22 protein-coding genes are annotated in these 25062 nt (G+C 62.7%); 15 read left to right on the top strand and 7 right to left on the bottom strand.

The window, feature by feature from the left end:
- Position 1 precedes the first annotated feature (1 nt).
- The 12 genes from ACVNHC_RS03750 to ACVNHC_RS03695 all read left to right on the top strand — a co-directional run bounded on the left by ACVNHC_RS03750 (position 2) and on the right by ACVNHC_RS03695 (position 13715).
- Complete coding sequence (locus ACVNHC_RS03750) at positions 2-868, top strand: MurR/RpiR family transcriptional regulator (RefSeq protein WP_457166456.1); 867 nt, start codon at positions 2-4, stop codon at positions 866-868.
- 31 nt (positions 869-899) lie between these two features.
- On the top strand, positions 900-1676 hold the full coding sequence (locus ACVNHC_RS03745) for an SDR family oxidoreductase (RefSeq protein WP_457166455.1): 777 nt from the start codon (positions 900-902) through the stop codon (positions 1674-1676).
- 25 nt (positions 1677-1701) lie between these two features.
- Positions 1702-3633, top strand: coding sequence for a beta-N-acetylhexosaminidase (locus tag ACVNHC_RS03740; protein ID WP_457166454.1), 1932 nt, complete (start codon positions 1702-1704; stop codon positions 3631-3633).
- Positions 3634-3645: 12 nt separating this feature from the next.
- Positions 3646-5088 (top strand): M81 family metallopeptidase, encoded by a 1443-nt coding sequence (locus ACVNHC_RS03735; protein WP_457166453.1) that lies wholly within the window; start codon positions 3646-3648, stop codon positions 5086-5088.
- A 260-nt stretch (positions 5089-5348) separates the two neighbouring features.
- On the top strand, positions 5349-6086 hold the full coding sequence (locus tag ACVNHC_RS03730) for a copper homeostasis protein CutC (protein ID WP_457166452.1): 738 nt from the start codon (positions 5349-5351) through the stop codon (positions 6084-6086).
- 349 nt (positions 6087-6435) lie between these two features.
- Positions 6436-7455, top strand: a complete 1020-nt coding sequence (locus ACVNHC_RS03725) for a class I SAM-dependent methyltransferase (protein WP_457166451.1) — start codon at positions 6436-6438, stop codon at positions 7453-7455.
- Entirely contained in the window at positions 7452-8285 is an 834-nt protein-coding gene (locus ACVNHC_RS03720) for a TrmH family RNA methyltransferase (protein WP_457166450.1), read from the top strand. The genes ACVNHC_RS03725 and ACVNHC_RS03720 overlap by 4 nt, the downstream gene beginning before the upstream one ends.
- A 17-nt stretch (positions 8286-8302) precedes the next feature.
- The gene (locus ACVNHC_RS03715; protein ID WP_457166449.1) at positions 8303-9157 is read left to right on the top strand and encodes an SDR family oxidoreductase; all 855 of its coding nucleotides are present in this window, start codon (positions 8303-8305) and stop codon (positions 9155-9157) included.
- Positions 9158-9387: 230 nt separating this feature from the next.
- Positions 9388-9960, top strand: a complete 573-nt coding sequence (locus tag ACVNHC_RS03710) for a hypothetical protein (protein ID WP_457166448.1) — start codon at positions 9388-9390, stop codon at positions 9958-9960.
- A 13-nt stretch (positions 9961-9973) separates the two neighbouring features.
- Positions 9974-11659 (top strand): methyl-accepting chemotaxis protein, encoded by a 1686-nt coding sequence (locus ACVNHC_RS03705; RefSeq protein ID WP_457166447.1) that lies wholly within the window; start codon positions 9974-9976, stop codon positions 11657-11659.
- Positions 11660-12065: 406 nt separating this feature from the next.
- Complete coding sequence (locus tag ACVNHC_RS03700; RefSeq protein ID WP_457166446.1) at positions 12066-13271, top strand: putative bifunctional diguanylate cyclase/phosphodiesterase; 1206 nt, start codon at positions 12066-12068, stop codon at positions 13269-13271.
- 243 nt (positions 13272-13514) lie between these two features.
- Positions 13515-13715, top strand: coding sequence for a cold-shock protein (locus ACVNHC_RS03695; protein ID WP_019963447.1), 201 nt, complete (start codon positions 13515-13517; stop codon positions 13713-13715).
- A gap of 180 nt (positions 13716-13895) precedes the next feature.
- Here ACVNHC_RS03695 and ACVNHC_RS03690 read toward each other — a convergent pair whose 3' ends face one another.
- Complete coding sequence (locus tag ACVNHC_RS03690) at positions 13896-14366, bottom strand: Lrp/AsnC ligand binding domain-containing protein (protein ID WP_019963446.1); 471 nt, start codon at positions 14364-14366, stop codon at positions 13896-13898.
- 123 nt (positions 14367-14489) lie between these two features.
- Here ACVNHC_RS03690 and putA point away from each other — a divergent pair, with 123 nt between their 5' ends.
- From putA to ACVNHC_RS03675, 3 genes are all read left to right on the top strand, one after another.
- Complete coding sequence (gene putA, locus ACVNHC_RS03685) at positions 14490-17621, top strand: bifunctional proline dehydrogenase/L-glutamate gamma-semialdehyde dehydrogenase PutA (protein ID WP_457166445.1); 3132 nt, start codon at positions 14490-14492, stop codon at positions 17619-17621.
- A gap of 150 nt (positions 17622-17771) precedes the next feature.
- The gene (locus tag ACVNHC_RS03680; RefSeq protein ID WP_186392207.1) at positions 17772-18035 is read left to right on the top strand and encodes a type II toxin-antitoxin system RelB/DinJ family antitoxin; all 264 of its coding nucleotides are present in this window, start codon (positions 17772-17774) and stop codon (positions 18033-18035) included.
- A gap of 87 nt (positions 18036-18122) precedes the next feature.
- Positions 18123-18386 (top strand): type II toxin-antitoxin system ParD family antitoxin, encoded by a 264-nt coding sequence (locus tag ACVNHC_RS03675; RefSeq protein ID WP_123193508.1) that lies wholly within the window; start codon positions 18123-18125, stop codon positions 18384-18386.
- A 486-nt stretch (positions 18387-18872) separates the two neighbouring features.
- On the opposite strand, the gene ACVNHC_RS03670 is transcribed toward ACVNHC_RS03675, so the two are convergent.
- The 6 genes from ACVNHC_RS03670 to upp all read right to left on the bottom strand — a co-directional run bounded on the left by ACVNHC_RS03670 (position 18873) and on the right by upp (position 25009).
- On the bottom strand, positions 18873-19904 hold the full coding sequence (locus tag ACVNHC_RS03670) for a histone deacetylase family protein (protein ID WP_457166444.1): 1032 nt from the start codon (positions 19902-19904) through the stop codon (positions 18873-18875).
- Positions 19905-19914: 10 nt separating this feature from the next.
- Positions 19915-20919 carry an aldose epimerase family protein gene (locus ACVNHC_RS03665; RefSeq protein WP_457166443.1) on the bottom strand — a complete coding sequence of 335 codons (1005 nt, stop codon included), beginning with the start codon at positions 20917-20919 and terminating at the stop codon, positions 19915-19917.
- 26 nt (positions 20920-20945) lie between these two features.
- On the bottom strand, positions 20946-22445 hold the full coding sequence (locus ACVNHC_RS03660) for a phosphomannomutase/phosphoglucomutase (protein ID WP_050475493.1): 1500 nt from the start codon (positions 22443-22445) through the stop codon (positions 20946-20948).
- A gap of 67 nt (positions 22446-22512) precedes the next feature.
- A complete protein-coding gene (locus ACVNHC_RS03655) occupies positions 22513-23010 on the bottom strand; it encodes a retropepsin-like aspartic protease family protein (protein WP_208997438.1) in 498 nt (165 codons plus the stop codon).
- 367 nt (positions 23011-23377) lie between these two features.
- Positions 23378-24352, bottom strand: a complete 975-nt coding sequence (locus tag ACVNHC_RS03650; protein ID WP_058898042.1) for a ribokinase — start codon at positions 24350-24352, stop codon at positions 23378-23380.
- Positions 24353-24379: 27 nt separating this feature from the next.
- Positions 24380-25009, bottom strand: coding sequence for a uracil phosphoribosyltransferase (upp, locus tag ACVNHC_RS03645; RefSeq protein ID WP_050472227.1), 630 nt, complete (start codon positions 25007-25009; stop codon positions 24380-24382).
- Positions 25010-25062: the final 53 nt, after the last annotated feature.

The following is a 25062-nucleotide window of genomic DNA, read 5'->3' as shown; positions in this document are numbered from 1 at the left end:
TTTGGATATCTTCGCGCGCATTCAGGAAGAGGCAGGGCAGTTTTCGGCCTCGGAGCAACGCATCGCGGATATTCTGCTCAATTCTTTCGACTTCGCGGTCAATGCCTCGATCATCGAATTGGCAGAGAAGGCAGAGGTCTCGCCGCCGACGGTGACGCGCTTCTGCCGGCGTCTCGGTTGCAACAGCTTTGCCGACTTCAAGGTCAATCTCGCCCGCACGGCCTATGTCGGCGTGCGTTATCTGAACCCGGAGGCCCAGAGCACGGAGCCGGCCGATGTCGCAACCGATGTGATCACCAAGGCGCAGAACGCCATGTTCATGGTGCATCGGGCGCTCGATCCTGACGTGCTGGACAAGGTTGCGGACCGGCTGGCGCGGGCGGAGATGGTCTATGCCTTTGGCTCGGGCGGTAATTCCTCGATGATCTCCGGCGAGATCCAGAACCGTCTCTTCCGCTTGGGCTCGCGGGTTACGGCTTCTGCCGACCACAACATGCAGCTGATGCTGACGGCTGCCGCACGCTCCAACGACGTTTTGATCGGCTCGTCGTTTTCGGGGCGCAATGCCGAACTGGTCAAGTGCTTCAAGCTCGCCCGCGAGAGCGGCATTACCACGATCGCGCTCACCCAGAGCAATAGTCTGGTGGCGGATGCCTCCGAACTCGTCATCGGCATCGATCTGCCGGAGGGTGAAAACATCTTCCGTCCGACCTCGACGCGGTTTGCCTATCTCGCCGTCGTCGACGTGATCGCGAGCCTCGTTGCCTATCGCAACCGCAAGCAGTCGCAGGTGACGCTGCGGCATATCAAACAACAGCTGGTCGAACACCGCGATGGCGGAGACGACCGGCAACTTCTCGGAGACTGAGCCATGCCCGTATCGATATCGGAGAACTGCCGTGACGCGTAAGGTTGCCGTGGTGACCGGTGCTGCCGGAGATATCGGGCGGGCAATCGCAAAACGCCTTGCCGACAGTCATGACGTCGTCGTGTTGCTTGATCTGGATTCTGCGGCATTGGATCGGGCAATTGTGGAGCTCGGAAGCGACCCGCGCTTCCTGCCGCTCACCTGCGACGTCACAGATGAGACGTCCCTTGCCGAAACCGCCGCTCGCATTGCCGGCCATGGGCTGGTGCATACGCTGGTCAACAATGCCGGTGCGGCGCGGGCCGTCAGCCTCGGCGATACTGATAGCGAGATCTGGCGCAAGGACAATGCGCTCAATCTCGAAGCGCCCTTCCTCTGCTTCCGCGCTTTTGAGGCGGCGCTGAAGGCGTCCAGGGGCGCGCTCGTCAACATTTCCTCAGTCAATGGCATGGCCGTCTTCGGTCACCCGGCCTATAGCGCGGCAAAGGCCGGGCTCATCCACCTCACCAGGCTGATTGCCGTCGAATACGGAAAATTCGGCATCCGCGCCAATGCGGTGGCCCCCGGCACCGTGCGCACCCAGGCCTGGGAGGCGCGGGCTGCCGCCAATCCACAAGTCTTCGAAGAGGCCAAGCGCTGGTACGCTTTGCAGCGGATTGCCACGGCCGAGGACATCGCCAATGCCGTTTTCTTCCTCGCCAGCGACCAAGCTGCTGCCATCACCGGTGTGTGCCTTCCTGTCGATTGCGGGCTGACGGCCGGTCAGGCCGAGCTCGCGCGCACCTTCTCACAATCCGGCAATTATTGATATCAAGAAGCCAGGAGCATTCCCCATGGCGCCAGCCGTACAGTTTCGCCTCGAAAACGCGTGGCATCCGGTGGAGGGCGACGATTGCGGCGCCTTCGTTTTCACGCTGATCAATCTCTCAGATGTCGCGCTTGCCGATTTCAAGCTCGCCTATACGTCTCTCACCCGCGTCAAGGATACGGAGGAGCCGATCCTTGAGAATGCCGTCTTCCTGAAGCGCAACGCCAATTTCCATCAGTTCGCGCCGCCGGCCGGCTTCGTGCTGCAGCCGGGTGCTTCCTGGACCTTCCGGGTCGGTGGCCTCTGGCGGCCGGCGAAACACCGGACGGATGGGGCAAAATCGGCCTATGTTACGCTCTCCACCGGCCTGCATGCGGCCGTCGCGGTGGCGGACCTGATGCTCGGCGGTGGTCATAGCGCACCGCCTCCAGCGCTCCTGCCTGAGGGCAAGGTTGCTCAGCCTTTCGCCATGCTCCCCTGGCCAGCCTCGGCCGAGCTTGTGGCCGGCGAAGGTTTCCCCGTCGCGCTTTATCCGGTTGACGGCGCCTCGCTCGTCGAGTTGCGCGCGGTCGAGAACGTGCTGCGCCTCTTTTGCCGGCTCTTCGCGGTCGGCCATGCGCCGCTGTCGCTGGCGCCGGTGCATCAGGGGCGGGCGATCTCGCTCAAGTCCGACCATGCGCTTGGTGCCTCCGCCTATCGGCTGGACTTTGCCGCTGACGCCATCACGCTCGCCTATGGCGATGTCGCGGGCCTGCAATATGCACTGACCCTGCTTGCCCAGATGCTGCACGGTGCGCGCACCCAGCCGGAGACGTTCCGCTTCCCCGCATCAGGCACCATCGCCGATAAGCCACGCTATGACTGGCGCGGTTGCCATCTCGATGTCGCCCGCCAGTTTTTCCCCGTGGCAGACGTCAAGCGGTTGATCGATATCCTCGCCTGGTTCCGGATGAACACCTTCCACTGGCATCTGTCCGACGACGAAGCCTGGCGCCTTGAGATCAAGGCCTTCCCGCAGCTCACGACTCTTGGCGTCTTGCGTGGACCCGACGAAGCGCTTTTGCCGCAGCTCGGCAATGGCGCCGAACCGGTCGGTGGTTTCTACGCTCAGGACGAGGTCCGGGATATCGTTGCCCATGCGGCCGCCCTGCAGGTCGAAGTGGTGCCGGAGATCGATGTGCCCGGCCACAGCACGGCCATGCTTGTGGCGCTGCCGGAACTGGTCGACGGGCAGGAAGCGCCGGACAGCTATCGCTCGGTCCAGGGCTATCCGAACAATGCGCTCAACCCGGCGATCGAATACACCTACGAGGTGCTGGGCAAGGTCTTCGACGAGATGGTCGAGCTCTTCCCGTCGAAGCTCATCCATATCGGCGGTGACGAAGTGGCGGCCAATACATGGATGGCTTCGCCGCTTGCCAAGCATCTCATGGAAAAGGAAGGCATAGAAGGGACCTTCGGGCTGCAGAGCTATTTCATGAAGCGGATCCAGAAGATGCTTGCCGAGCGCGGCCGCAAGCTCGCTGGCTGGGACGAGGTCAGCCATGGCGGCGGTGTCCATCCCGAGGGCACATTGCTGATGGCCTGGCAGAAGCCGGAGGTCGGGCTGGAGCTTGCCAAACAGGGCTACGATGTCGTCATGACGCCGGGTCAGGCCTATTATCTCGACATGGTGCAGGATGAGGCCTTCCAGGAGCCGGGTGCCAGCTGGGCCGGCACCGTGCCACCACATCACACCTACACTTACGAGGCGGTCGCTGAGTTTCCGGCGGAACTCGCGGCCCGCATGCGCGGTGTGCAGGCCTGTATCTGGTGCGAACATTTCCTCACCCGCGACTACTTCAACCACCTCGTCTTCCCGCGTCTTCCGGCCATCGCCGAGGCCGCCTGGACACCTAAAGAGAACAAGGACTGGCTGCGCTTTGCCGCCATCGTCCGCCTGAGCCCTCGCTACTGAGGATCTGAGCCAATGACTTTCCGCATCGCCGTTGGCGGTATCCATACCGAGTGCTCGACCTCGTCTCCCGTCTTGATGCAGCCCGAAGATTTTCGCGTGCTGCGCGGGCAGGACCTGCTGGCGCATGAATATTTCGACTTTCTTGAAGCGGAAGGGGTCGAACACCTTCCGTTATTGCATGCCCGTGCGGTTCCCGGTGGGCCCTTGGCGCGCGCCACCTATGAGGGGTTCAAGGCGGAGTTCCTCGAGCGCCTGAAGGCAGCACTGCCGATCGATGGGCTCTATCTCGCAATGCATGGCGCGATGAATGTCGAGGGCATGGACGATGCCGAGGGCGACTGGATTTCGGCGGCACGTGCAGTCGTCGGACGGGATGTACCGGTCGCAGCAAGCTATGACCTGCATGGCAATGTCACGCAGAAGATTATCGATCAGCTGGATATCTTTGCCGGTTATCGCACCGCACCGCATATCGATGTGCGCGAGACCATGGTGCGGGCCTGGTCGATGCTGGTTCGTGCGCTCAGGACCGGGGAGAAGCCAGGCGTTGCCTGGGCGCCGGTGCCGGTTCTTCTGCCCGGCGAGCGGACGTCCACCGAGGACGAGCCGGCAAAGAGCCTTTATCTGAAGCTTCCGGAGCATGATGCCGTGCCCGGTATCTGGGATGCCAACCTGCTGGTGGGCTATGTCTGGGCCGACGAGCCGCGCGGCACGGCCTGCGCCGTCGTCACGGCTGTCGACAAGGCTGCGGCGGAGAAGACCACGGCTGCCATCGCGCAGTCCTATTGGGACGCGCGTGAAGACTTCCGCTTTGGTCCTGTCACCGGTCCGCTTGAGGAGATGCTCGACATCGCTGAAAGCACCGAGACACGGCCGATTATCCTCGCCGATTCCGGCGACAACCCGACCGGGGGTGGCGTTGGTGACCGGGCGGATGTGCTCAAAGCCCTCCTGGCGCGGTCGATCGACGACGTGTTGATTGCCGGCATTACCGATCGCCCAGCCGTCGAACGTTGTTTCGCAGCCGGTGCCGGCGCGCGTGTTTCACTGAAGGTCGGCGGTTCGCTGGATCCGGCAAGCCCCTCCGTCGAGGAGGAGGCGGATGTCGTGTTTCTCGACGATCCCGGCTCGGCTGCCGAACAACAGGCGGTCGTCAACATCGGCGGCATCACGCTGGTGTTAGCGGCCCGGCGGCGGCCCTATCACAACATCGCGGATTTCACCCGGCTCGGTCTCGATCCGGCCAAGGTGCGGCTGCTCGTCGTCAAATCAGGTTATCTCTCGCCGGAACTTGCGCCGATCGCCAATCCGAACCTGATGGCGCTGACGGACGGCGTGATCAACCAGGATATCGAGAACCTGCCCAGCCATCGCCGGAAACAGCCTATTTATCCCTTCGTCAAAGACTTCTCTTACACGCCGAAGATAAGCTTTTCCAAACGATTTTCCTCATGAAGGCAAGGCCGGATCTACGTGGAAGTCGCGCCTTTAGCGCGAAGAAAACTTGCTTGGCAGTTCCCTGATCACAGTCAATATCTTTCTGAGTGGTGGCTTGAGTTCTATTCTGTTTGCTACTGGTACAGCCGTCAGAGATTACTCTGGCACGGCAATCATAGATGCCCTCACGGGGTTCAGTTGTGTGGGTCTGCTTTGGTTCCTTGACGACCCTCGACGCTTACCGAGGATGCGCAGATGAAGGTAATGGAGACTGGAGGATGATCAACGTGCTGGAAATCTGTGTCGACGATGCGGGAGGTCTTGAGGCAGCGATTGCGGGCGGTGCTGATCGTATAGAACTGTGCGCCGCGCTTGACAGCGGAGGGTTGACACCGTCCTTCGGTCTGATGCGGCTAGCCGGCTCCAAAGGTTTGCCGGTCAATGCGTTGATACGGCCACGTGCAGGTGATTTCATCTACAGCCCCGCTGAGATCGATATCCTGAAGGAAGATATCACGGCTGCCCGAAATGCCGGACTTGCAGGCGTGGTGATCGGCGTGTCCCAGCCGGATGGCAGGCTTGATCGGACCGTGCTCGAAAAGCTCGTCGAGGCCGCGTATGGCATGGACCTGACGCTGCATCGTGCCTTCGATCTGGTGCCCGATCTCGACGAAGCACTGGAGCTTGCAGTCTCCCTCGGCTTCTCCCGTATCCTTACCTCCGGCGGGGCACGCCACGCGGAAGCCGGTCTGGATGCGTTGAAACGCCTCGCCGCAAGAGCTCAGGGCCGCATATCGATCATGCCGGGCGGAGGTATTCGACCGGAAAATGCGGCCAGGTTCTTCTCCATTTCCGGCATCTCGGAACTGCATGCGTCTTGCAGCGAACCTGCCGCTGGGTGCCAGAGGTTGGCCGAATTCGGCTTTGAGACGCAAAAGCCGAGGCGAACAGATGCCAATACGGTTTACCGGCTACGCCGGGAAATGATGCATTTGCGGCCGGAGATTCGGGGGTGAAGGGGCGGGGGATAACGTACGGTTTTTCGCACTTTGAGCATTGATAGCTCCTTCTATATTGATTGAGTGGAGCCGTAATAGGTCTGCATCGGCGAGATGCTGACCTATTACGGCAAATGGTCTGCCCGCAGGTACATGAGCATGGCGCCGCGCTACGTGGACGAGAACCAAACTCATGGAGCCGTCGCCTGAAACCAAATGTGCGAAAAGTTCTGGACATTGCCGCTGTTCCCCTTGGGGCAGTTTTGGCAAGGGAGCATAAAACCGGTTAGCCGATTGACCGCAGGCCCGCTCCGCCCTAATGGCTGAGACAACACCGTGTTATCGAGACTTCCGGAAAGTTTTGCCCGTGGCCCAGGCCCCTCAGATCCCGCAAAAGCCCGCCGCCGCCGCTGAAACCGGCCATGCCTCCCTGCCCGAGCGCGGAGCGGCCGCTTCTGCTGCCACCCGTCCGGGCCTGCCGCCTGCGGCCCGCTGGCCGGTGATCCTGGAAACCGCCGGGTGGAAGGATTATGCCCTGCTGGACATGGGGCGCGGGCAGAAGCTGGAGCGCTATGGCCGCTTCACCGTTGTCCGGCCCGAACCGCAGGCCATGGGCCTGCCGCAGCTGAAGCAGTCGGTCTGGGACCGGGCCGATGCGGTCTTCACCGGTGATGTGGACGAGGAAGGCCCTGGCCGCTGGAAATTCGCCGGCAGTGTGCCCGAGACCTGGGAAATGGCCTATGGCCCGGCGCGCTATCTCGGCCGCTTCATGTCCTTCCGCCATGTGGGCGTGTTCCCCGAGCAGGCTCCGCATTGGGACTGGGTGATGAACAAGGTGCGCGAGGCGCGCGCCGCCGATCCCAGCCGTCAGGTCAAGGTGCTGAACCTCTTCGGCTACACCGGCCTTGCCTCGCTGCTGCCCGCTGCCGCTGGCGCCCATGTTACCCATGTGGACGCCTCCAAGAAGGCGATCGCCTACGCCCGCGAAAATCAGGACCTGTCCGGCCTCGGCGATCTCCCCATCCGCTGGATCCTGGAAGATGCCAGCAAGTTCGTCGCCCGCGAAGTGCGGCGCGGCAGCACCTATGACGGCATCATCCTCGATCCGCCGAAATATGGCCGCGGCCCGAAGGGCGAGGTGTGGGACCTTTTCGTCAACCTGCCGGAAATGCTGGACATGCTGCGCCAGCTGCTGTCTCCCAACGCGCTCTTCATGATCCTGACGGCCTATGCCATCCGCGCCTCATTCCTGTCGGTGCATGAACTGATGGCCGAAACCCTGTCGAAGCAGGGCGGCCTGCTGGAATCCGGCGAGCTTGTCATCCGTGAGGAGAAGGGCGACCGATGCCTGTCCACATCCCTCTTTTCCCGCTGGAGCGGCGCATGAGCGAGCAAAGACCCCGCATGGGGGCGGTGAAGCAGATCACCAGCCATTCCAACCCGATCATCAAGGAGATCAAGGGCCTCGTCGCGCTGCGCAAGCACCGCACGCAGTCCGGCCTCTTCGTGGCGGAAGGGCTGAAGCTGGCGACGGATGCGCTCGATGCGGGCTGGACAGTGCGTTATCTGGCGCTGGGGCCGGAAGCGCGGGACAATCCGATCGCCCAGAAGGCAGCCGCCACGGCCAAGTCGCGCGGCGCGCTGATCCTTGAGGTGAACACACCCATTCTGGAGGCGATCACCCGCAAGGAAAACCCGCAGATGGTGGTTGGCGTCTACGAGCAGCAGCTGACACCGCTGGACCGCATCGACCCGGCCCAGTCCACCGTCTGGATCGCCCTCGACCGGGTGCGCGATCCGGGCAATCTGGGCACGATCATCCGCACGGCGGACGCAGTTGGAGCTTCCGGCGTCATCCTCATCGGCGACTGCACCGACCCCTTCGCGGTGGAAGCTGTGCGCGCCACCATGGGCTCGCTGTTCCATGTGCCGCTGGTCAAGACCTCAGCGGACGCCTTCAAGGCGGTGATGGCGAAGTGGCCGGGCACGGTAGCAGGCACTCACCTTGCCGGTTCCGTCGATTACCGCACGGTGGACTACCGCGAGCCGGCGCTGCTCGTGATGGGCAACGAGCAGCAGGGCCTGTCCGATGATCTGGCTGCCGCCTGCAAGACGCTGGTGCGCATTCCGCAGGCCGGGCAGGCGGACAGCCTCAATCTGGCGGTTGCCACCGGCATCACGCTTTACGAAATCCGCCGCAAGCAGTTGAGCCTCTGAACCCCAGGGAGAAGCCCATGCGCCTGTTCATCTTCGGAGTTGGCTATTCCTCGAAGGCTTTCGTGGAGCGCATCCGGCACCGCTGCAGCTGGATCGGCGGCACCACGCGCTCGCAGGCCAAGGCGGAGCAACTGAAGGCGCTGGGCGTCGAGCCTTTCCTCTTTGACGGCACGCAGCCGGGCAAGGGCATTCTTGAAGCTCTGGCCAGCGCGACCCACGTGCTCCAGTCCATCGCGCCCGATGAGGCAGGCGATCCGGTGCTGATGCATCACGGCGCGGATGTTGCCGCAGGGCGCCCGCAGTGGATTGGCTATCTCTCCACCGTCGGCGTCTATGGCGACCATGATGGCGCCTGGGTGGACGAGGACACGCCCTGCCGCCCGGTGTCGCGCCGCTCGGTGCAGCGGGTGGAGGCTGAAACCGCCTGGCTGGAGTTTGCCGCGAAGGAGGGTCTGCCGGTGCAGATCTTCCGTCTGTCCGGCATCTATGGACCAGGCCGCAATGCGCTCGTCAACCTGCGCAATGGCACGGCGCGGCGCCTGGTCAAGCCGGGTCAGGTGTTCAACCGCATCCGGGTCGAGGATATTGCCGGCGCGTTGGAAGCGTCCCTCGCAGAGCCGAAAACCCGGATTTACAATGTAACCGATGATGAGCCTGCACCGCCGCAGGATGTCGTGACCTATGCCGCCCGGATTTTGGGGATGCAACCGCCTCCGGAACAAGATTTTGAAACAGCGGAACTTTCGCCGATGGCACGCTCCTTTTACGGCGAGAACAAGCGCGTCTCAAATGCGCGGATCAAAAAAGAAATGGGATTTGAATTTTCATACGCAAACTACCGGGAGTCGCTGGACCAATTGATGGAGAATTAAGCACTGTTATATCTGTCAATATACAACCCTCAAAGATTGCAAAGAATTTCCGGCGGATTGACTTCAGATTGAATATTCTTGACCGGATATGCTCTTAATTTGGTCGATGTGACCTTTAATTGCGCAGTTTCATTCATTCTTAACTGGCTTATTTCAGCCTTGTGCATGTAAAAAGCACGAGGCTCATCATGAAGAATGTCTGCGCCGCTTCGATTCTTGGTTTGCTTGCAATGGGGTTGCACTCTGCTGCTCTGGCCCAGCCATCCGCTCCCGATCCTGCGTCCCTGATCACCCCGGCCGTGATTGAGAGCATACGCGCGGAACTGGACAATCCCATTGTGCCGCTGTCGATCAAGGCCCAGAACCAGAAGCGCGGCACGATCTCGCAAGCGGAGATCGATGCGCTGGACAAACAGTGGGTGGATGAACGCAAGGCGAGCGACAAGCCCCTGATCGCGGCCACACTGTCGGCGCCGCTGTCCACCTATCTGCTGCGCATGCAGGCCGGAAGCCTGGGCCTCTATGCCGAGATTTTCGTGATGGATGCCAATGGGCTGAATGTCGGCCAGAGCAGCATCACCAGCGACTACTGGCAGGGTGATGAGGCCAAGTTTCAGAAGACATTCCCCTTCGGCGCCGATGCCGTCTTCATCGACAAGGCCGAATGGGATGAAGACCTGAAGGTCTGGCTCTCCCAGCTGAACATCACGATCGCCGATCCCGAAAGCAAAAAGCCCATCGGTGCTGCCACCATCGAAATCAACCTGACCGAGCTTGAGCGCCGTTCAGGCGCCGGAAGCTGACGGGAGGCCAAAGATGCTCAAGAATTTGTCTGTTGCCCAGAAGGGCATTGCCGCCTTTGCCGGGTTGTCGCTGATCAGCGTCGCGGCGGGTCTGACCACCTATTACAAGACCGTCGCTGCCGCCGACGCGGTGACTGCCATGTCACGGCACTATCTGGTTGCCACGCAGATCGACGATCTTGAGGTTTCCGTGATTCAGGAGAACCTTGAGCTGAAAGTCTTCCTGCTGACGGGAGACCGTGACGCGCTTGCCCGGGCCCAGGCGATGGGAGAGGAGGTCAAGGGGCTGCTCGCCACGCTTGGCAGCAGTGTGGCGGATGTCTCCCCATCCGATGCCGGTCTGGTGTCAGAAATTGCAACGACGCTGAATGCCTGGCAGGTGCAGTTTGTCGATGCGCAGATCCAGAACATGCGTACGCCCGAGACAGTGGATCTTGCCCGGGCGATGGAACTGTCGGGTGAAGGCAACGGTCTTCAGGCCAAGGCCACTGAGGCCATCCGTGCGCTGGAAGATGCAATCGACACGAAGATCGAGCAGCTGGCGGAAGTCGAGAAGGAAGCCCTGTCCGATGCCCGCACAATCGCACTGGGCAGCGCGGGCCTGATGCTGCTCTTTGCCATGCTTTTCGGGTTCCTGAACTTCCGGCTGGTTTCGCAGCCGTTGAAGACCCTGTCCGGCGTGCTTGGGCGTCTTGCCAGTGGTGATCTGAACGCACAGGCGAACCTGGGCGGCCGGCGCGACGAGATTGGCGACATGGCCAGTGCCATGGAAGTTTTCCGCGAGAACATGCTGCGGACCCGTGAGCTCGAAGCGGCTGGCGAGCGTCAGCGTACCGAGGCTGAAGCAGCGCGCAAGCGTGGCATGGATGAAGTCGCCAGTTCATTCGAGACGGCCGTCCTCACCATCTCCGACGAGATGATCGGCGGGCTGACGAACCTCAAGGGCACGGCCTCCTCTCTGGCGACCATCGCCAGCGAGACCAACCGCCAGGCTTCTTCCGTCGCCGAGGCGTCCCAGCACACGACGAACAACGTCAACACGGTTGCCAGCGCCACGGAGGAACTTTCCGCCTCCATCGCCGAGATCAACGAGCAGGTCCACTCCGCCTCGAAGGTGGCCGCCAAGGCCGAGACCGAGGTGGACCGGTCCAATCAGGCGGTGGGCAAGCTGCAGGATGTGGTGGTGCGCATCGGTGACGTGACACGCCTCATCAATGACATCGCCAACCAGACCAACCTGCTGGCGCTGAACGCCACCATCGAGGCAGCCCGTGCGGGTGAGGCAGGCCGCGGATTTGCCGTCGTCGCCAGCGAAGTGAAGGCGCTGGCGGAGCAGACCGCCAAGGCGACGGAAGAAATCGACAGCCAGATTTCCGAAATGCGCGTGGCGGCATCCGAGTCCATTGAAGCGACGGCCGCCGTGGCTGAAATGGTGAAGCTGATTTCCGAACGCACCACCGCCATGGCAGCGGCGACCGAGCAGCAGAATGCGGCGACCAATGAGATCGCCCGCAACGTGTCTCAGGCGGCCAGCAGCACCCATGGCGTGACGGACTCCATCGGCACTGTGAGCAATTCGGCGCAGCAGACCGGGGTTATCAGCGAGGACATGCGCCGGGCTATCGAGGAGTTGCATGACCGCTCTGCCCGCATGCGGCAGGCGATGACGGACTTCCTCAACCAGGTGCGCGTTGCCTGAGGCCAGGATGAAGCGGATCAGGACCGGGCCGGGAGGCCCGGTCCTTTCATTTGGGCACCGGAGTTTTTCACTTGGTGCAGGGCAATCAATGTTGATTGCCTTTTAATTGAAAATTGTAATATCTATGCGCGTAAAATTGACAGGTTCACCTTGTGATTAGCCGTGACGATCCATAAAATTGAGTAAAATTCTAAACAAATCTAGTCGAGAAATGGGTCTTTCCCAGGCGGATGTTTCGGGGTGGACATCCTCCGGCCGTTATAATCTGCGTGTCCGGGCGCTGATTTTATATGGAGGGGCGATCACTCTTGCCATCAGCGCCGCGTGGTCGGCTTTTTATGCCGGTTACGGAGTTCTGTTCCACTCGTTCTGGACTTTTTTAGCCGCCTTGTCAGGCGCGGTCACGATGTTCCTGGCATGGCGTTACCGGCTCAGGGAGGCAGCTATCGTCCTCTCGCATGCGGGGCTGCTGACCACCCTGATTGGATGCTTCTTTGATGTGCCGCCGGAAGGGCTGGGCCGGGCTGTACATTTCAATCTGTTTCCCATTGTCGCAGCCACCTTTCTGGTTTTCAGCCATGAGGGGGTCTATCTGCGGGTGCTGCTGCCGCTCTTCGGCGTGTTGTCGTTTCTGATCGTCTCGCTGGGTCTGGCGCCGCTGCCCCCGCACGAATTCGTCAGTCCGGTCGCAGGTCTGCCTGTTGTCATCGGGCTGCACACCATCACCGGCATTGTGGGACTATGCATTGTCGTCATCGCATTGCAGACCAGTGTGAGCGCCCGCCACGCCATGGAAGGCGAGATCCGCAAGGCAATCGCCAGGGGGGAGTTCTATCTCCAGTATCAGCCTCAGGTGGACGCAAGTGGCCGGACACTCGGCGCCGAGGCGCTGCTGCGCTGGAAGCACGGCAAAAAGGGAAATATCTCACCCGGAGCCTTCATTCCGCTGGCCGAGGAAACCGGGCTGATCATTCCCATTGGGGAATGGGTGCTGCGCACGGCCTGCGCCCAGCTCGCCGCCTGGGCTGCTTCGCCGCTGACGGCGCAACTGACCGTGTCCGTCAATGTCAGCGCATCCCAGTTCCGCCAGCCGGATTTCGTCGAGCAGGTGCGCAGCATCGTGCGGCTGAGCGGCGCACGCCCGGAGCTTTTGAAGCTGGAACTGACAGAAAGCGCCCTTGCCGAGGATGCGGAAATTGTCGGCAGCAAGATGCAGGCCCTCAAGGAGCAGGGCATCAGCTGGTCGCTGGATGACTTCGGCACCGGCTACTCCTCGCTCAGCTCCCTGAAACAGCTGCCGTTTGACCAGCTGAAGATCGACCAGTCCTTCGTCCGTGATCTCCTGAACGATGACCGCAACCTGGCGATTGTCAGCACCATCCTTCAGCTTGGCCAAAGCCTGGGGCTGGAGATCATCGCCGAAGGCGTGGAAACGCAGGCGCAGTTTGACCAGTTGCAGGCGGCAGGCTGCTCCAGTTTCCAGGGCTATCTGTTCAGCCGCCCGGTTTCCGCAGCCAGTCTTGCGGATTTCATTGAGCAAGGCCCGGTGGGTCTGCGCGCAACCGCGCCGGATTTTGCACCTATGCGCGCGGCTGAACTCGCCACCACTTGACATTGCTCTTCCCAGGGCCCATCTGTGTAGCCGTGCAGCAATGCCGCAGCCTGCTAGAGGATGCGGAGAAGAGGCCGTTAGGCTTCTGTTAACCACGCAAGTGTGAAGCTGACACAAGGCAGCCACCAGTCATTCCTGACAAGAGGTGGCGATCCTCCAATGACAACTGTCATCGAGCCGTCGAAAAAGCCAGCTATAGAGCTGGCCGATGACCTATGATGTGACGTAAAGAAAGAAGAAAAAATGGACCACGGAAATGTAAAGTGGTTTGACATGCACCGGGGAATTGGTGCGATCGAACCTCAGGAAGGGGACGATGTCCTCGTTGATCTGGCGAGCCTGCGCCGTTCCGGCATCGGCAGCCTGCATGAAGGACAGCTTGTTGCCTTCGACATGGCCTTCCGCGCCGGCCGCAGCATGGCCGAACATGTGAAAGTGCTGTAAGCCGCCGCATTCCTGCGGCTTGCAACTTGTTCCTTGCCCTCGCGTTTCTGCCTGTGGATGGATGACGTTTCTGGAAGACGGACTGATGCAACGTTCGCCCGGAAATGCCTGCAGGATTACCATCAGAAACGCGCAAGGCTCTCCCGGCGGTCTCACCGGCCGCCGCCAAACCTCTCCCTCTCAAATCGGCAGAACGTGGGTGTCCTTGACATCCTCCATCACCGCGTAGGTGTGCGTTTCGCGCACGCCCGGCAGGTTCAGGATCACCTCTGCCAGAAACTGCCGGTAGTGGGTCATGTCGCGCACGCGGCTTTTGATGAGATAATCAAAGCCGCCTGCGACCATGTGGCATTCCAGCACTTCGGCCGAGCGGGCCACCGCTGACGCAAAGGCGTCGAAGACGTCCGCCGTCGTCTTGTCCAGCTTCACCTCCACGAACACCAGCAGCCCGAGATTGAGCTTCTGCGGGTTCAGCTCTGCGGTGAAGCGCAGGATGTAGCCTTCGCGGATCAGCCGTTTCATCCGCTCGGACGTGGCGGTGGCGGACAGGCCGATCTTCTCGGCCAGATCCGTGTTGGTGATCCGCCCATCCTCCTGCAGTGCACCCAGGATTTTGCGGTCGATCCGGTCAAGGTCCGGAATATTCTCCATCAAGAGGCCTCATTTCCAGAAAATATCAGGTTTCATAGCCTGTCTTTGGCGAAAACCAAAGCAAGATTGCGGGTAATCTGGCGGAAAGCCCTGTTGCGCCCTGCGCCTGCCGGAGATCCGATCTTGAAGCCTGCGTCTGCCCCGCTTGCCCCCGCTCTCACCGCTTCCCCTTTCCGCGCGGAATTCGCCCCCGATGATGGCGCACTGGTGCGCCGCATGCTGGCGGAAACCCGCCTTGCCGCTGATGCGGAAGCGCGGATCGATGCGAAGGCCACAGCCTATATCGAAGACATGCGCGGCGCCCGTTCGGGCCTTGGCGGCGTCGAAGACTTCATGCGGGAGTTCGGCCTGACCACCCGCGAGGGCCTTGCCATGATGGTGCTGGCCGAGGCGCTGCTGCGCGTGCCGGATGCGGCCACCGCCGACAAACTGATCGAGGACAAGCTGGCCGCCGCCAAATTCGGCGAGGGGGAAGGGCGCAAGTCCGACACCTGGCTTGTGTCCGCTTCCTCCTGGGCGCTCGGCGTGACCTCGCGGCTGCTGCATCCGGGCGACACGCCGGACAGCATCCTCACCAGCCTTGTGCGCCGCATCGGCATGCCGGCCGTGCGCACGGCGACGCGGCAGGCCATGCGCCTTCTCGGCCACCAGTTCGTGCTGGGCGAAACCATTGAGGACGCGCTGAAGCGGGCCAAGGTTCTGGAGCCGAAGGGCTACCGCTTCTCCTATGACATGCTGGGCGAGGGTGCGCGCACGCAGGCTGATGCGGAACGCTATTTCCGCTCCTATGCCGCCGCCATCGAGGCCATCGGCAAGGCCGCCGGGTCCCGTCCCCTGCCGGACCGGCCGGGCATTTCCGTCAAGCTGTCGGCACTGCATCCGCGCTATGAGGCGGTGAAGGAAGAGCGGGTGATGGCCGAACTGCTGCCCCGCGTGCTGGACCTTGCCCGCATGGCCCGCGCCCATGATCTCAACTTCACCATCGACGCGGAAGAGGCCGACCGGCTGGAACTGTCGCTGGACCTCATCGCCCGGATCGTGGCCGATCCGGTGCTGGAGGGCTGGAATGGTTTCGGCCTTGCGGTGCAGGCCTATCAGAAGCGCGGACAGGAGGTCATTAGCTGGCTTATTGATCTGGCGCGCCTTCACAACCGGCGCCTGATGGTGCGGCTCGTCAAGGGCGCCTATTGGGATACGGAGATCAAGCGGGCGCAGGAGCGGGGGCTCGCAGACTATCCCGTCTTCAGCCGCAAGGCCGCGACGGACCTGTCCTATCTCGCCTGCGCCCGCCGTCTGCTGGCCGCGCGCGATGTCATCTATCCGCAGTTCGCCACCCACAATGCGCTCACTGTCGCCCAGATCCAGGAGATTGCGGGCAAGCCGGAAGGCTTCGAGTTCCAGCGCCTGCATGGCATGGGCGAAAGCCTCTACAAGGCCGTGGTTGAGCGCGATGGCTATCCCTGCCGCATCTATGCGCCCGTCGGTGGTCACAAGGACCTCCTGGCCTATCTGGTGCGCCGCCTGCTGGAAAACGGCGCCAATTCCTCCTTCGTCTCCATCGTCGGTGACGCCAGCATTCCCGCAGCAGAGCTGCTGAAGCGCCCTGCAGAGTTGCTCGAAGGGGGCGAGCGCGCCCGCAACCGCTCCATCGCGCTGCCCGCCGATCTCTATGCCCCCACCCGCCGCAATGCCGCCGGGCTGGAACTGGGCGTCGAAGCCGAGCGCAATGCGCTGCTGTCCGGCATGGCGCGCCAGAGCTTCCCGGCCGTCACCGCCCGTCCGCTGGTGCCGGGCCATGAGGTGGCTTCGCGCCCGCGTGCCCTGCTGTCGCCCATCGACGGCAGCCTTGTGGCCGGTGAAGTTGCCGAGGCGGATGCCAAGCTGGCAGCAGCGGCCATGGAGGTTGCGGCCAAGGGCTTTGAGAGCTGGTCCCGCACGCCGGTGGAAGACCGCGCCGCTGCCCTCGACCGGATGGCGGATCTGATGGAAGAAAATCGCGACCGGCTGATGGCGCTGCTGGCCGCCGAAGCCGGCAAGACGCTGACGGATGGCATTGCCGAAATCCGCGAGGCGGTGGACTTCTGCCGCTACTATGCCACTGAAGCGCGCGGGCTCTTCGGCGAAGGCCGCCTGATGCCCGGCCCGACGGGCGAGGAAAACCGCTACCGCCTGCGCGGGCGCGGCGTCTTCGTCTGCATTTCGCCCTGGAATTTCCCGCTCGCGATCTTCCTCGGGCAGGTGGCCGCCGCGCTTGTCGCCGGCAATGCGGTGGTGGCCAAGCCCGCCGAGCAGACGCCGCTGATCGCCCATGAGGCGGTGCGCCTGTTCCATGCCGCCGGTGTGCCGGAAACCGCGCTGCTCTATGTGCCGGGCGACGGCGCAGTGGGCGCAGCGCTGACGTCCCATCCGCAGGTGGCAGGCGTTGCCTTCACGGGCTCAACGGAAACGGCCTGGGCCATCAACAGTGCCCTTGCCGCCCGGCGCGGGCCCATCGTGCCGCTGATTGCGGAAACCGGCGGCATCAATGCCATGCTGGTGGATGCCACCGCCCTGCCGGAACAGGTCTGCGATGATGTGGTCACCTCCGCCTTCCGCTCCGCCGGGCAGCGCTGCTCGGCCCTGCGGCTCTTGTTCCTGCAGGAGGATGTGGCGGACCACCTGCTGGAGATGATCGAAGGCTCGGCGCGCGAGCTCACCCTCGGCGACCCGCGCCTTGCTGAAACCGATATCGGCCCGGTGATCGACCGTGAAGCGCGGGACAACATCCTCACCCATGTGCGGGTGATGGAATCGGCCGGGCGGCTGAAATTTTCCAGCAAGGAGCCGGACGTGACCCTCGCGGGCGGCACCTATGTGGCCCCGCAGATCATCGAGCTGGAACGGCCCGAGGATCTGACGCGGGAAGTCTTCGGCCCGGTGCTGCATGTGGTGCGCTACAAGGCGAAGGACTTCGGCGCCATGCTGGAAAAGATCGCCGCCTCCGGCTACGGCCTGACGCTCGGCGTCCATTCCCGCATCGACGCCACGGTGAAGCAGGTGGTGGACCGGCTGCCGGTGGGCAATGTCTACGTCAACCGCAACATCATCGGTGCCGTCGTCGGCACCCAACCCTTCGGCGGCGCGGGCCTCTCCGGCACTGGCCCCAAGGCCGGCGGCCCGGCCTATCTGCAGCGCTTCGCCCTCGAACAGGTCATCTCCCTCAACACCGCCGCCTCCGGCGGCAACGCCAGCCTGCTGGCCCACTCAGGGGAGTAGGGGGGAGGGGCTGTATTTCTTCCGGACTGTCAGTCAGACACCAGTTTCTCTCTTTCGTTGATAGGACAGCGTTCAAAAGCACGCTGGACATCAGACTGGAAAGGAGAAGAAAATGTAGCTACATTGGAGCTACATGAAGGGGGGGGAGACATGCACTCAGATTCGGTCGTACGTGCTCGCATCGACAGGGACACAAAGGAACGGGCAACCGCTGCTCTGGAAGCAATGGGGCTTTCTGTTTCGGATGCGATCCGGCTGCTGATGATCCGGATCGCTGATGAACAGCGGCTCCCATTTGCCGTTAAGATTCCAAATGCCGAGACCCGTATAGCCATAGCCGAGATTGAAAGCGGCAAGGGCAAGAAGTTCGCCAGCGTGGAGGATCTGATGGCGGACCTGCATGCGGATGATTGAGTGATTGCGGCCTGCATCCCCTCTGGCATTGCGCCAATCTGCATCATAAGTATGATGAAGTATGATTATGCTGCAGGAGGTTCCGTCATGGGCGCTGTCGAACGAATGACAATCACCGTGCCGACTGAGATGGCCGAGACATTGCGCCAGACGGTAGCGTCGGGAGAATATGCCTCGGCCAGCGAAGTGGTCCGGGAGGCTCTTCGTGCCTGGACCCGGAGCCGGGACACGGAGCGGCAGGAACTGGAGGCCTTGCGGGAGGCGATCAAGGCAGGGCTGGACAGCGGGCCGGGCCTCCCGGCGGATCAGGTGTTCGCAGAACTCCGTGCAAGATATGCGGTGAAGCCCTGATCCATGGCGCGGCTGATCATCCTGCCGGCTCAAGAAATTTCTGTTCCACAGGAGCATTGTTCATCTCCGTGAAACTAGGGGGCCTGCATCTTCTCCTCTCTTGAGTTTCCGGGTTCACAGATCAGGTCCGGACATCACCCACAGTAATGCATTTGCTTTCTGGCAGGACCTCTCCGCCCCCCTCCCCCTGGTGGGGAGGGGGAAGGGGTGGGGGGCTCTGAGCCTGCAACTATCTGAAAAATGGATATTTTCCTGAGGAGATATCGAGAGAAACGGCTGTTGGAAACCAGTGGACGCTCTACCAGACGGAAGGGCTTTCCCCCCCACCCCTAACCCCTCCCCACGAGGGGGAGGGGGGCTGACAGGCCGTGCCAAAGTGATCAGACTGCGGCTTCCCCAAACAGTCACCGGCTTCAAGCGCATGTGTGCATGTAGTAGCCCACCAAGGGCGAGAGCGGCGCTTCGGTACGCCGGGAATACCCCCCCTCACCCCCCGAGAAACCCTTCCAGCACGTTGACGCAGTTGGAGCCGAGGGCGTCGACGGCGTAGCCGCCTTCCATGACGAAGAGGGTGGGCTTGCCGAGGCGGGCGAGCCTGGCGCCGAGGCGCAGGAAGTCTTCCGGCACGAAGCGGAACTGGGAGATCGGGTCCTTCTCGTAGGTGTCGAGACCCAGCGAGACGATCAGCACGTCCGGGGAATAGACCGTCAGCCAGCGGCAGGCTTCTTCCAGAGCTTCCGAGTAACGGGTCCAATCCGTGCCGGGCGGCAGCGGCCAGTTGTGGGTGAAGCCCTTGCCGGCCTTTTCGCCCGTCTCGTCCGCATGGCCGAGGAAATAGGGGTATTCTTCCTTGGGGTCGGCGTGGATAGACAGGAACATCACATCGGCGCGCTCGTAGAAAATCGCCTGCGTGCCGTTGCCGTGGTGATAGTCCACGTCAAGGATCGCAACGCGCGCGGTGCCCTGATCGCGCAGCCACTGGGCGGCGATGGCGGCATTGTTGAGGAAACAATAGCCGCCGAAGTAATCGGCTGCCGCGTGGTGCCCCGGCGGGCGGCAGAGGGCGAAGGCGGAGCGGTCGCCTTCGCGCAGGAAGCGGGCGGCGGTCAGCGCCGAATTGGCGCTGGCCGTGGCCGCTGCCCATGTGTGCTCGCCCAGCGGCGTGCCCGCATCAAAGGAGAAGCGGCCGAGCAGCCCGTCGATGTGGGCGGGCGTGGGGGCGGCGCGCAGCTGGCGCACGGGCCAGACGAAGGGGAAGGCCTCGCCCTGCCGCCCGGCACCGGTCCAGCGGCTCCAGAAGCTTTCAAGGAAGTCGAGATATTCGCCTGTGTGCACCCGTTCCAGCGGGGCGCGGCCAAAGTCCTGCGGCGTCCACAGGGGGCCGATCTTGCGGGCAAGGATTTCGCTGCGCACCATCTCCGCCCGGCTGGGAATTTCCACGGCGGGTTTCAGCTTCCCGTCCGAGACTTCCATCTTCGGGTCATGGGTCAGCTGGACGGGCGAAAATACGGTCTTCATGCGGTGCGGCTCACGGCTGGAAGCGGAACTCGGTCACCTGACTATAGGTTGTTCCGGGCCGCAGCACAGCCCCCGCAAACTCCGTATGGTTAGGGCTGTCCGGCCAGCGCTGCGGCTCGAGGCACAGCCCGGCATGCTGGCCATAGCGCCGCCCCTCCAGCCCCTCGTAAGGCAGGCCAAGGCCGGAGGCATCATAGAACTGGACGCCCGGTTCGGTGGTCCAGAGTTCCATGGAAACGCCCGAGGTCTCGCCTTCCAGCACGGCAGCAAGGCGCAAGGTTTCCGAGGGTATGTCCGCCACGCAGAAATTGTGGTCGTAGAGCACCCGCGCATGGTCCGCGCCGGTCTGGCGGATCGGCCGCTTGGTGCGGAAGTCAAAGACGGTGCCTGCGACGGGCAGGATCCCGCCGGTGGGGATGCAGTCTGCATCGACCGGCAGATAGCGGTCGGCAAGGATCTGCAGCCGGTGGCCGCTGATATCGCCGGAACTGTCGAGATTGAAATAGCTGTGATGGGCGAGGTTGACCAGCGTCGGCTGGTCGGTCACCGCGCTCATCTCAAGGCGCAGCGTGCCGGTTTCCAGCAGCGTGTAGCGGCAGCGCAGGTCCACGTTGCCCGGATAGCCTTCCTCGCCATCGGGTGAGGTCAGCGTCAGAAGCAGGCTGGAGGCGGAGAGTTCCGCAATCTGCCACAGCTTCTTGTCATAGCCGCACTGGCCGCCATGCAGATGATTGCGGCCTTTCTCGTTGCAGGTGACCTGATGGGACACCCCATCCAGCGTGAAGCGGCCAGCGGCGATGCGGTTGGCATAACGCCCGCAGGTGCCGCCGAAATAGGCGCCGTGGGCCTGATAGTCCTCAAGCGTGTTGAGCCCGAGGACCAGCGGGCGGCCATGGAGGCGCAGATCCCGGAGGGTTGCGCCATAGGTCAGAACGGCGGCTTCGAGGGAACCGGCCCTCAGCGTGACTTCATTGACGGTTTCACCGCCGGGAAGGGTGCCAAAGGGCCGGATCATGTTGTTGCCGTCCGTTCAGATCAGGATCAGAGGGTCTGGTTGTAGGCGCCTACTTCCGGGTTCTCGCGCAGCACCGCATCCACGGCCTTGAACATCTCGTGCAGGCGGGCTTCGGAGGCCGGGCTTTCAACCACCACGACAAGCTCGGGCTTGTTGGAGGAGGCGCGGACGAGGCCCCAGGTGCCATCTTCCGTGACGACGCGCACGCCGTTGACGGTGATGAGATCGGTGATCGCCTGTCCGGCCACCTTCTCACCGGCGGCCTGCATGGCCTGGAAGCGGGCAACCACCTTGTCGACGATGCCGTACTTGATCTCGTCTTCGCAATGCGGCGCCATGGTGGGCGAGCCCCAGGTCTTCGGCAGGGCGCGGCGCAGGTCGGCCATGGACTTGTCCGGGTTGCGGTCCATCATGTCGAGGATGGCGATGGCCGAGACGAGGCCGTCGTCATAGCCGCGGCCGATCGGCGCGTTGAAGAAGTAGTGGCCAGACTTTTCAAAGCCGACGATGGCCCCCAGTTCCGTCACGCGGCGCTTGATGTAGGAATGGCCGGTCTTGAAGTAGTCGGTCACCGCGCCATTGGCCTTCAGCACCGGGTCGGTGTGGAACAGGCCGGTGGACTTCACGTCCACCACGAACTTGGAGTTCGGGTAGAGCGAGGAAATGTCGCGGGCGAGCATCACGCCCACCTTGTCGGCGAAGATCTCTTCACCCTCGTTGTCCACCACGCCGCAGCGGTCGCCGTCGCCGTCAAAGCCGAGGCCAACGTCCGCACCAGTTTCCAGAACCTTGTCGCGCAGGGCATGAAGCATCTTCATGTCCTCCGGGTTCGGATTGTAGTTCGGGAAGGTGTGGTCGAGTTCGGCGTCCAGCGGAATGACTTCCGCGCCCAGCATTTCCAGAACACGCGGGGCGAAGGCACCAGCCGTGCCGTTGCCGCAGGCCGCCACGACCTTGATCGGGCGCTTCAGCTTGGCGCGGTCCGTCAGGTCCTTGATGTAGACGTCCGCGAAATTGTCGACATAGCGGTAGGAGCCGGAGCCCTTGGCGACAAAGGCGGAGTTCAGCACGATGTCCTTCAGGCGGCCCATTTCTTCCGGGCCGAAGGTCAGCGGACGGTTGACGCCCATCTTCACGCCGGTCCAGCCATTGTCATTGTGCGAGGCGGTGATCATGGCAACGGCCGGCACGTCCAGCGCGAACTGGGCGAAATAGGCCATCGGCGACAGGGCAAGGCCGATGTCGTGCACGTTGATGCCCACAGCCATCAGGCCGTTGATGACCGCCATCTTGATGGAAGCGGAATAGCCGCGGAAGTCATGGCCGACGACGATATCCGGACGGATGCCGCGCTCATGCATCAGGGTGCCGATCCCCATGCCGAGGGCCTGCATGCCCATCAGGTTGATTTCTTTCTCGAACAGCCAGCGCGCGTCGTATTCGCGGAAGCCGGTGGGCTTGACCATCGGCTTGGATTCGTAGGCGTAGGTATTCGACTTCAGAAATGCTTCGGGTTTGGGAAACATGATGAACCTCGCAAAAGCTTGTGCCGGAAAAGACTAACGAAATGAGGGATGTCCGAGCGGCTGGACATTATTGAACCAGAAGCATCGTGTCACCAGAAATGTCAAATCGTTTGAACCGGCGCAGCGCTGACATGCCAAGCAGTGGTGTCGACAATGAGGCATCGGGAATGACCACTGCATCCACATCCCGAAGATAAAGAGGGCCCAGCTCCAGGGTTTCGATCTTCACCGGCGCAGCGGCGATGATGCCGTTGGCGGTGTTGACCCGGGCGGTGAAGTCCTTGTCCTCCGGTCTTATCCCGGCGCGGCGGGCGTCAGACTGGGGCAAGGCGACGAGCGTTGCGCCCGTGTCCACCATCATCTTCAACGTTCGGCCGTTGATGCGGGTTCCCGCGATGAAATGCCCGTTGGGCTCCGCCCGCAGTTTCAGGCTGCCGCCTGTGGCTTGAGCGGCTTGCCCTGCTGCGGGGGAGGGGTCTTGCGCTTGCGTCCAGCGCTCCACCAGCCCCGGCACGAAAGGCACCAGAGCTGCAAGCAGAACGAGGATGACGAGATAACGCAGCATGACCTTGCCGGACACACGGAGGACGGACGGGTGATCCTTGTCACATCCGGCTTAGCATCCGGTGAACGGGATCAGCTGCGGGAGCTACCGGATTCACACATCAGGTCCGGACATCGCCCGCAGTGAGGCGTTTGCATTTCGGGAGGACGCCTGCCGCCCCCCTCCCCCTGGTGGGGAGGGGTAAGGGGTGGGGGGCTCTGAGCCGAAAACTATATGAAAGACAGATAGATACCTGAAAAGACCTTACGAGGAGCAGCTGTCTGTTATCAATGGACACTCTGCCAGATGGAAAGACCTTTCCCCCCACCCCTCACCCCTCCCCACGAGGGGGAGGGGGGCTGAAAGACAGTGCCAGAGTGACCGGACTTCAGGCTTTTCCCAAGCTGTTTTCGGCTTCAGGTGCAGTGTTTGCATGCAGTAGGCTGCGAGAGATGGGGAGCGTTGCGGCGAGCTGGCGGATCGCGGCGGCATCGGGGGCGCTGCCCTGCGCGCCATTGGCCGTGCAGGCAAGGCTTCCGGCAGCAACGCCGAAGGCGAGCGCCGCCCCCAGTTCATCGCCCCGGTCAAGCGCCGCAGCAAATGCGCCGCAGAAGGCATCGCCCGCACCTGTTGTATCCACGACACGCACCTTCGGCGTGGGCACGCTGTAAAGCGCCGTGCCGTCGTGGGCGATGACGCCCTTGGCGCCCAGCGTCACCACTGCGAGCCGCGCAGAGCCAAGCCGGCCTTCGGCGACGGTGCGCACGAAGGCTTCCGGCTCGCCCGGCAGGCCGAGCTTTGCGGCGATTTCCATCGCCTCGCTCTCATTGGCGATGACGATATCGCTGAGGCTGGCCAGCTCGCTGACGGCCGGATCTCCGGCGGGGGCGGTGTTGAGGATCACCGTTGCGCCAGCCTCGCGTGCGGCGGCGATGGCGGCGCGGATTTCAGCGGCAGGTGTTTCCATCTGCATCAGCAGGAGGGAGCCTTGAGGCAGCTTGCCCTTGAGCCAGCTGGCGGACACGCGAGCGTTGACGCCGCTGGCGACGATGATGAGGTTCTCGCCGCTGGCCTCGACGCCGATCATGGCAATGCCGGTCGCCCCATCGAGACGGCGCACGCCGGACAGATCGACACCGGCGGCTTCCAGATTGGCAAGAGCCGGGGCGGCGAAAACATCCGTTCCCACCGCTGCGGTCATGGCCACGTCCGCTCCGGCGCGGCGGGCGGCCAGCGCCTGGTTGGCGCCCTTGCCGCCGGGAAAGTTCTGATGGTCCGGCCCGGCTGCCGTTTCACCCGGCAGGGGCAGGCGCTCGACCACCGCCACGAGATCAAGATTGATGGACCCGAAGACGGTGATCATGCGGGGCTGCTCCTGCCGGTGTCTGTCTTACTTCGTGCCGTACATGCGGTCGCCCGCATCGCCAAGGCCGGGGACGATGTAGCCGTGGTCGTTCAGCTTGGCATCGATGGAGGCGGTGTAGACCGGCACGTCCGGATGGGCGGCGATGAACTTGGCAACGCCTTCCGGAGCTGCCAGCAGGCAGAGGAAGCGGATGTTGTTGGCGCCGCGGGCCTTCAGCTTCTCGACGGCGGCAATGGCCGAATTGGCGGTGGCCAGCATCGGGTCGACGACGATCACAAGGCGCTCGCCCAGATCTTCCGGGGCCTTGAAGTAGTATTCCACCGGCGTCAGGGTTTCCGGGTCGCGGTAGAGGCCGACATGGGCAACGCGGGCGGAGGGCACCAGATCCAGCATGCCTTCCAGCAGGCCGTTGCCGGCGCGCAGGATCGAGGCAAAGACGAGCTTCTTGCCTGCCAGCGTCGGGGCCTGCATCTCGCAGATCGGGGTTTCGATGGTGATCTGCGTCAGCGGCAGGTCGCGGGTCACCTCATAGCACAGCAGGGTCGAGATTTCGCGCAGCAGGCGGCGGAAGCCCTGGGTGGAGGTGGCCTTGTTGCGCATGATCGTGAGCTTGTGCTGGACCAGCGGATGATCAACTACGATGGCTCCGGACATGTCTGCCTGTCTCCTGTTCTTGCGGCTTTCCGCCGGTGTGTCTTCTGATGTCT

This window comes from Pannonibacter sp. Q-1 (genome assembly GCF_054073275.1).
The sequence above is the reverse complement of the archived record's forward strand: the minus strand, read 5'-3'. Positions and strand labels throughout refer to the sequence as shown.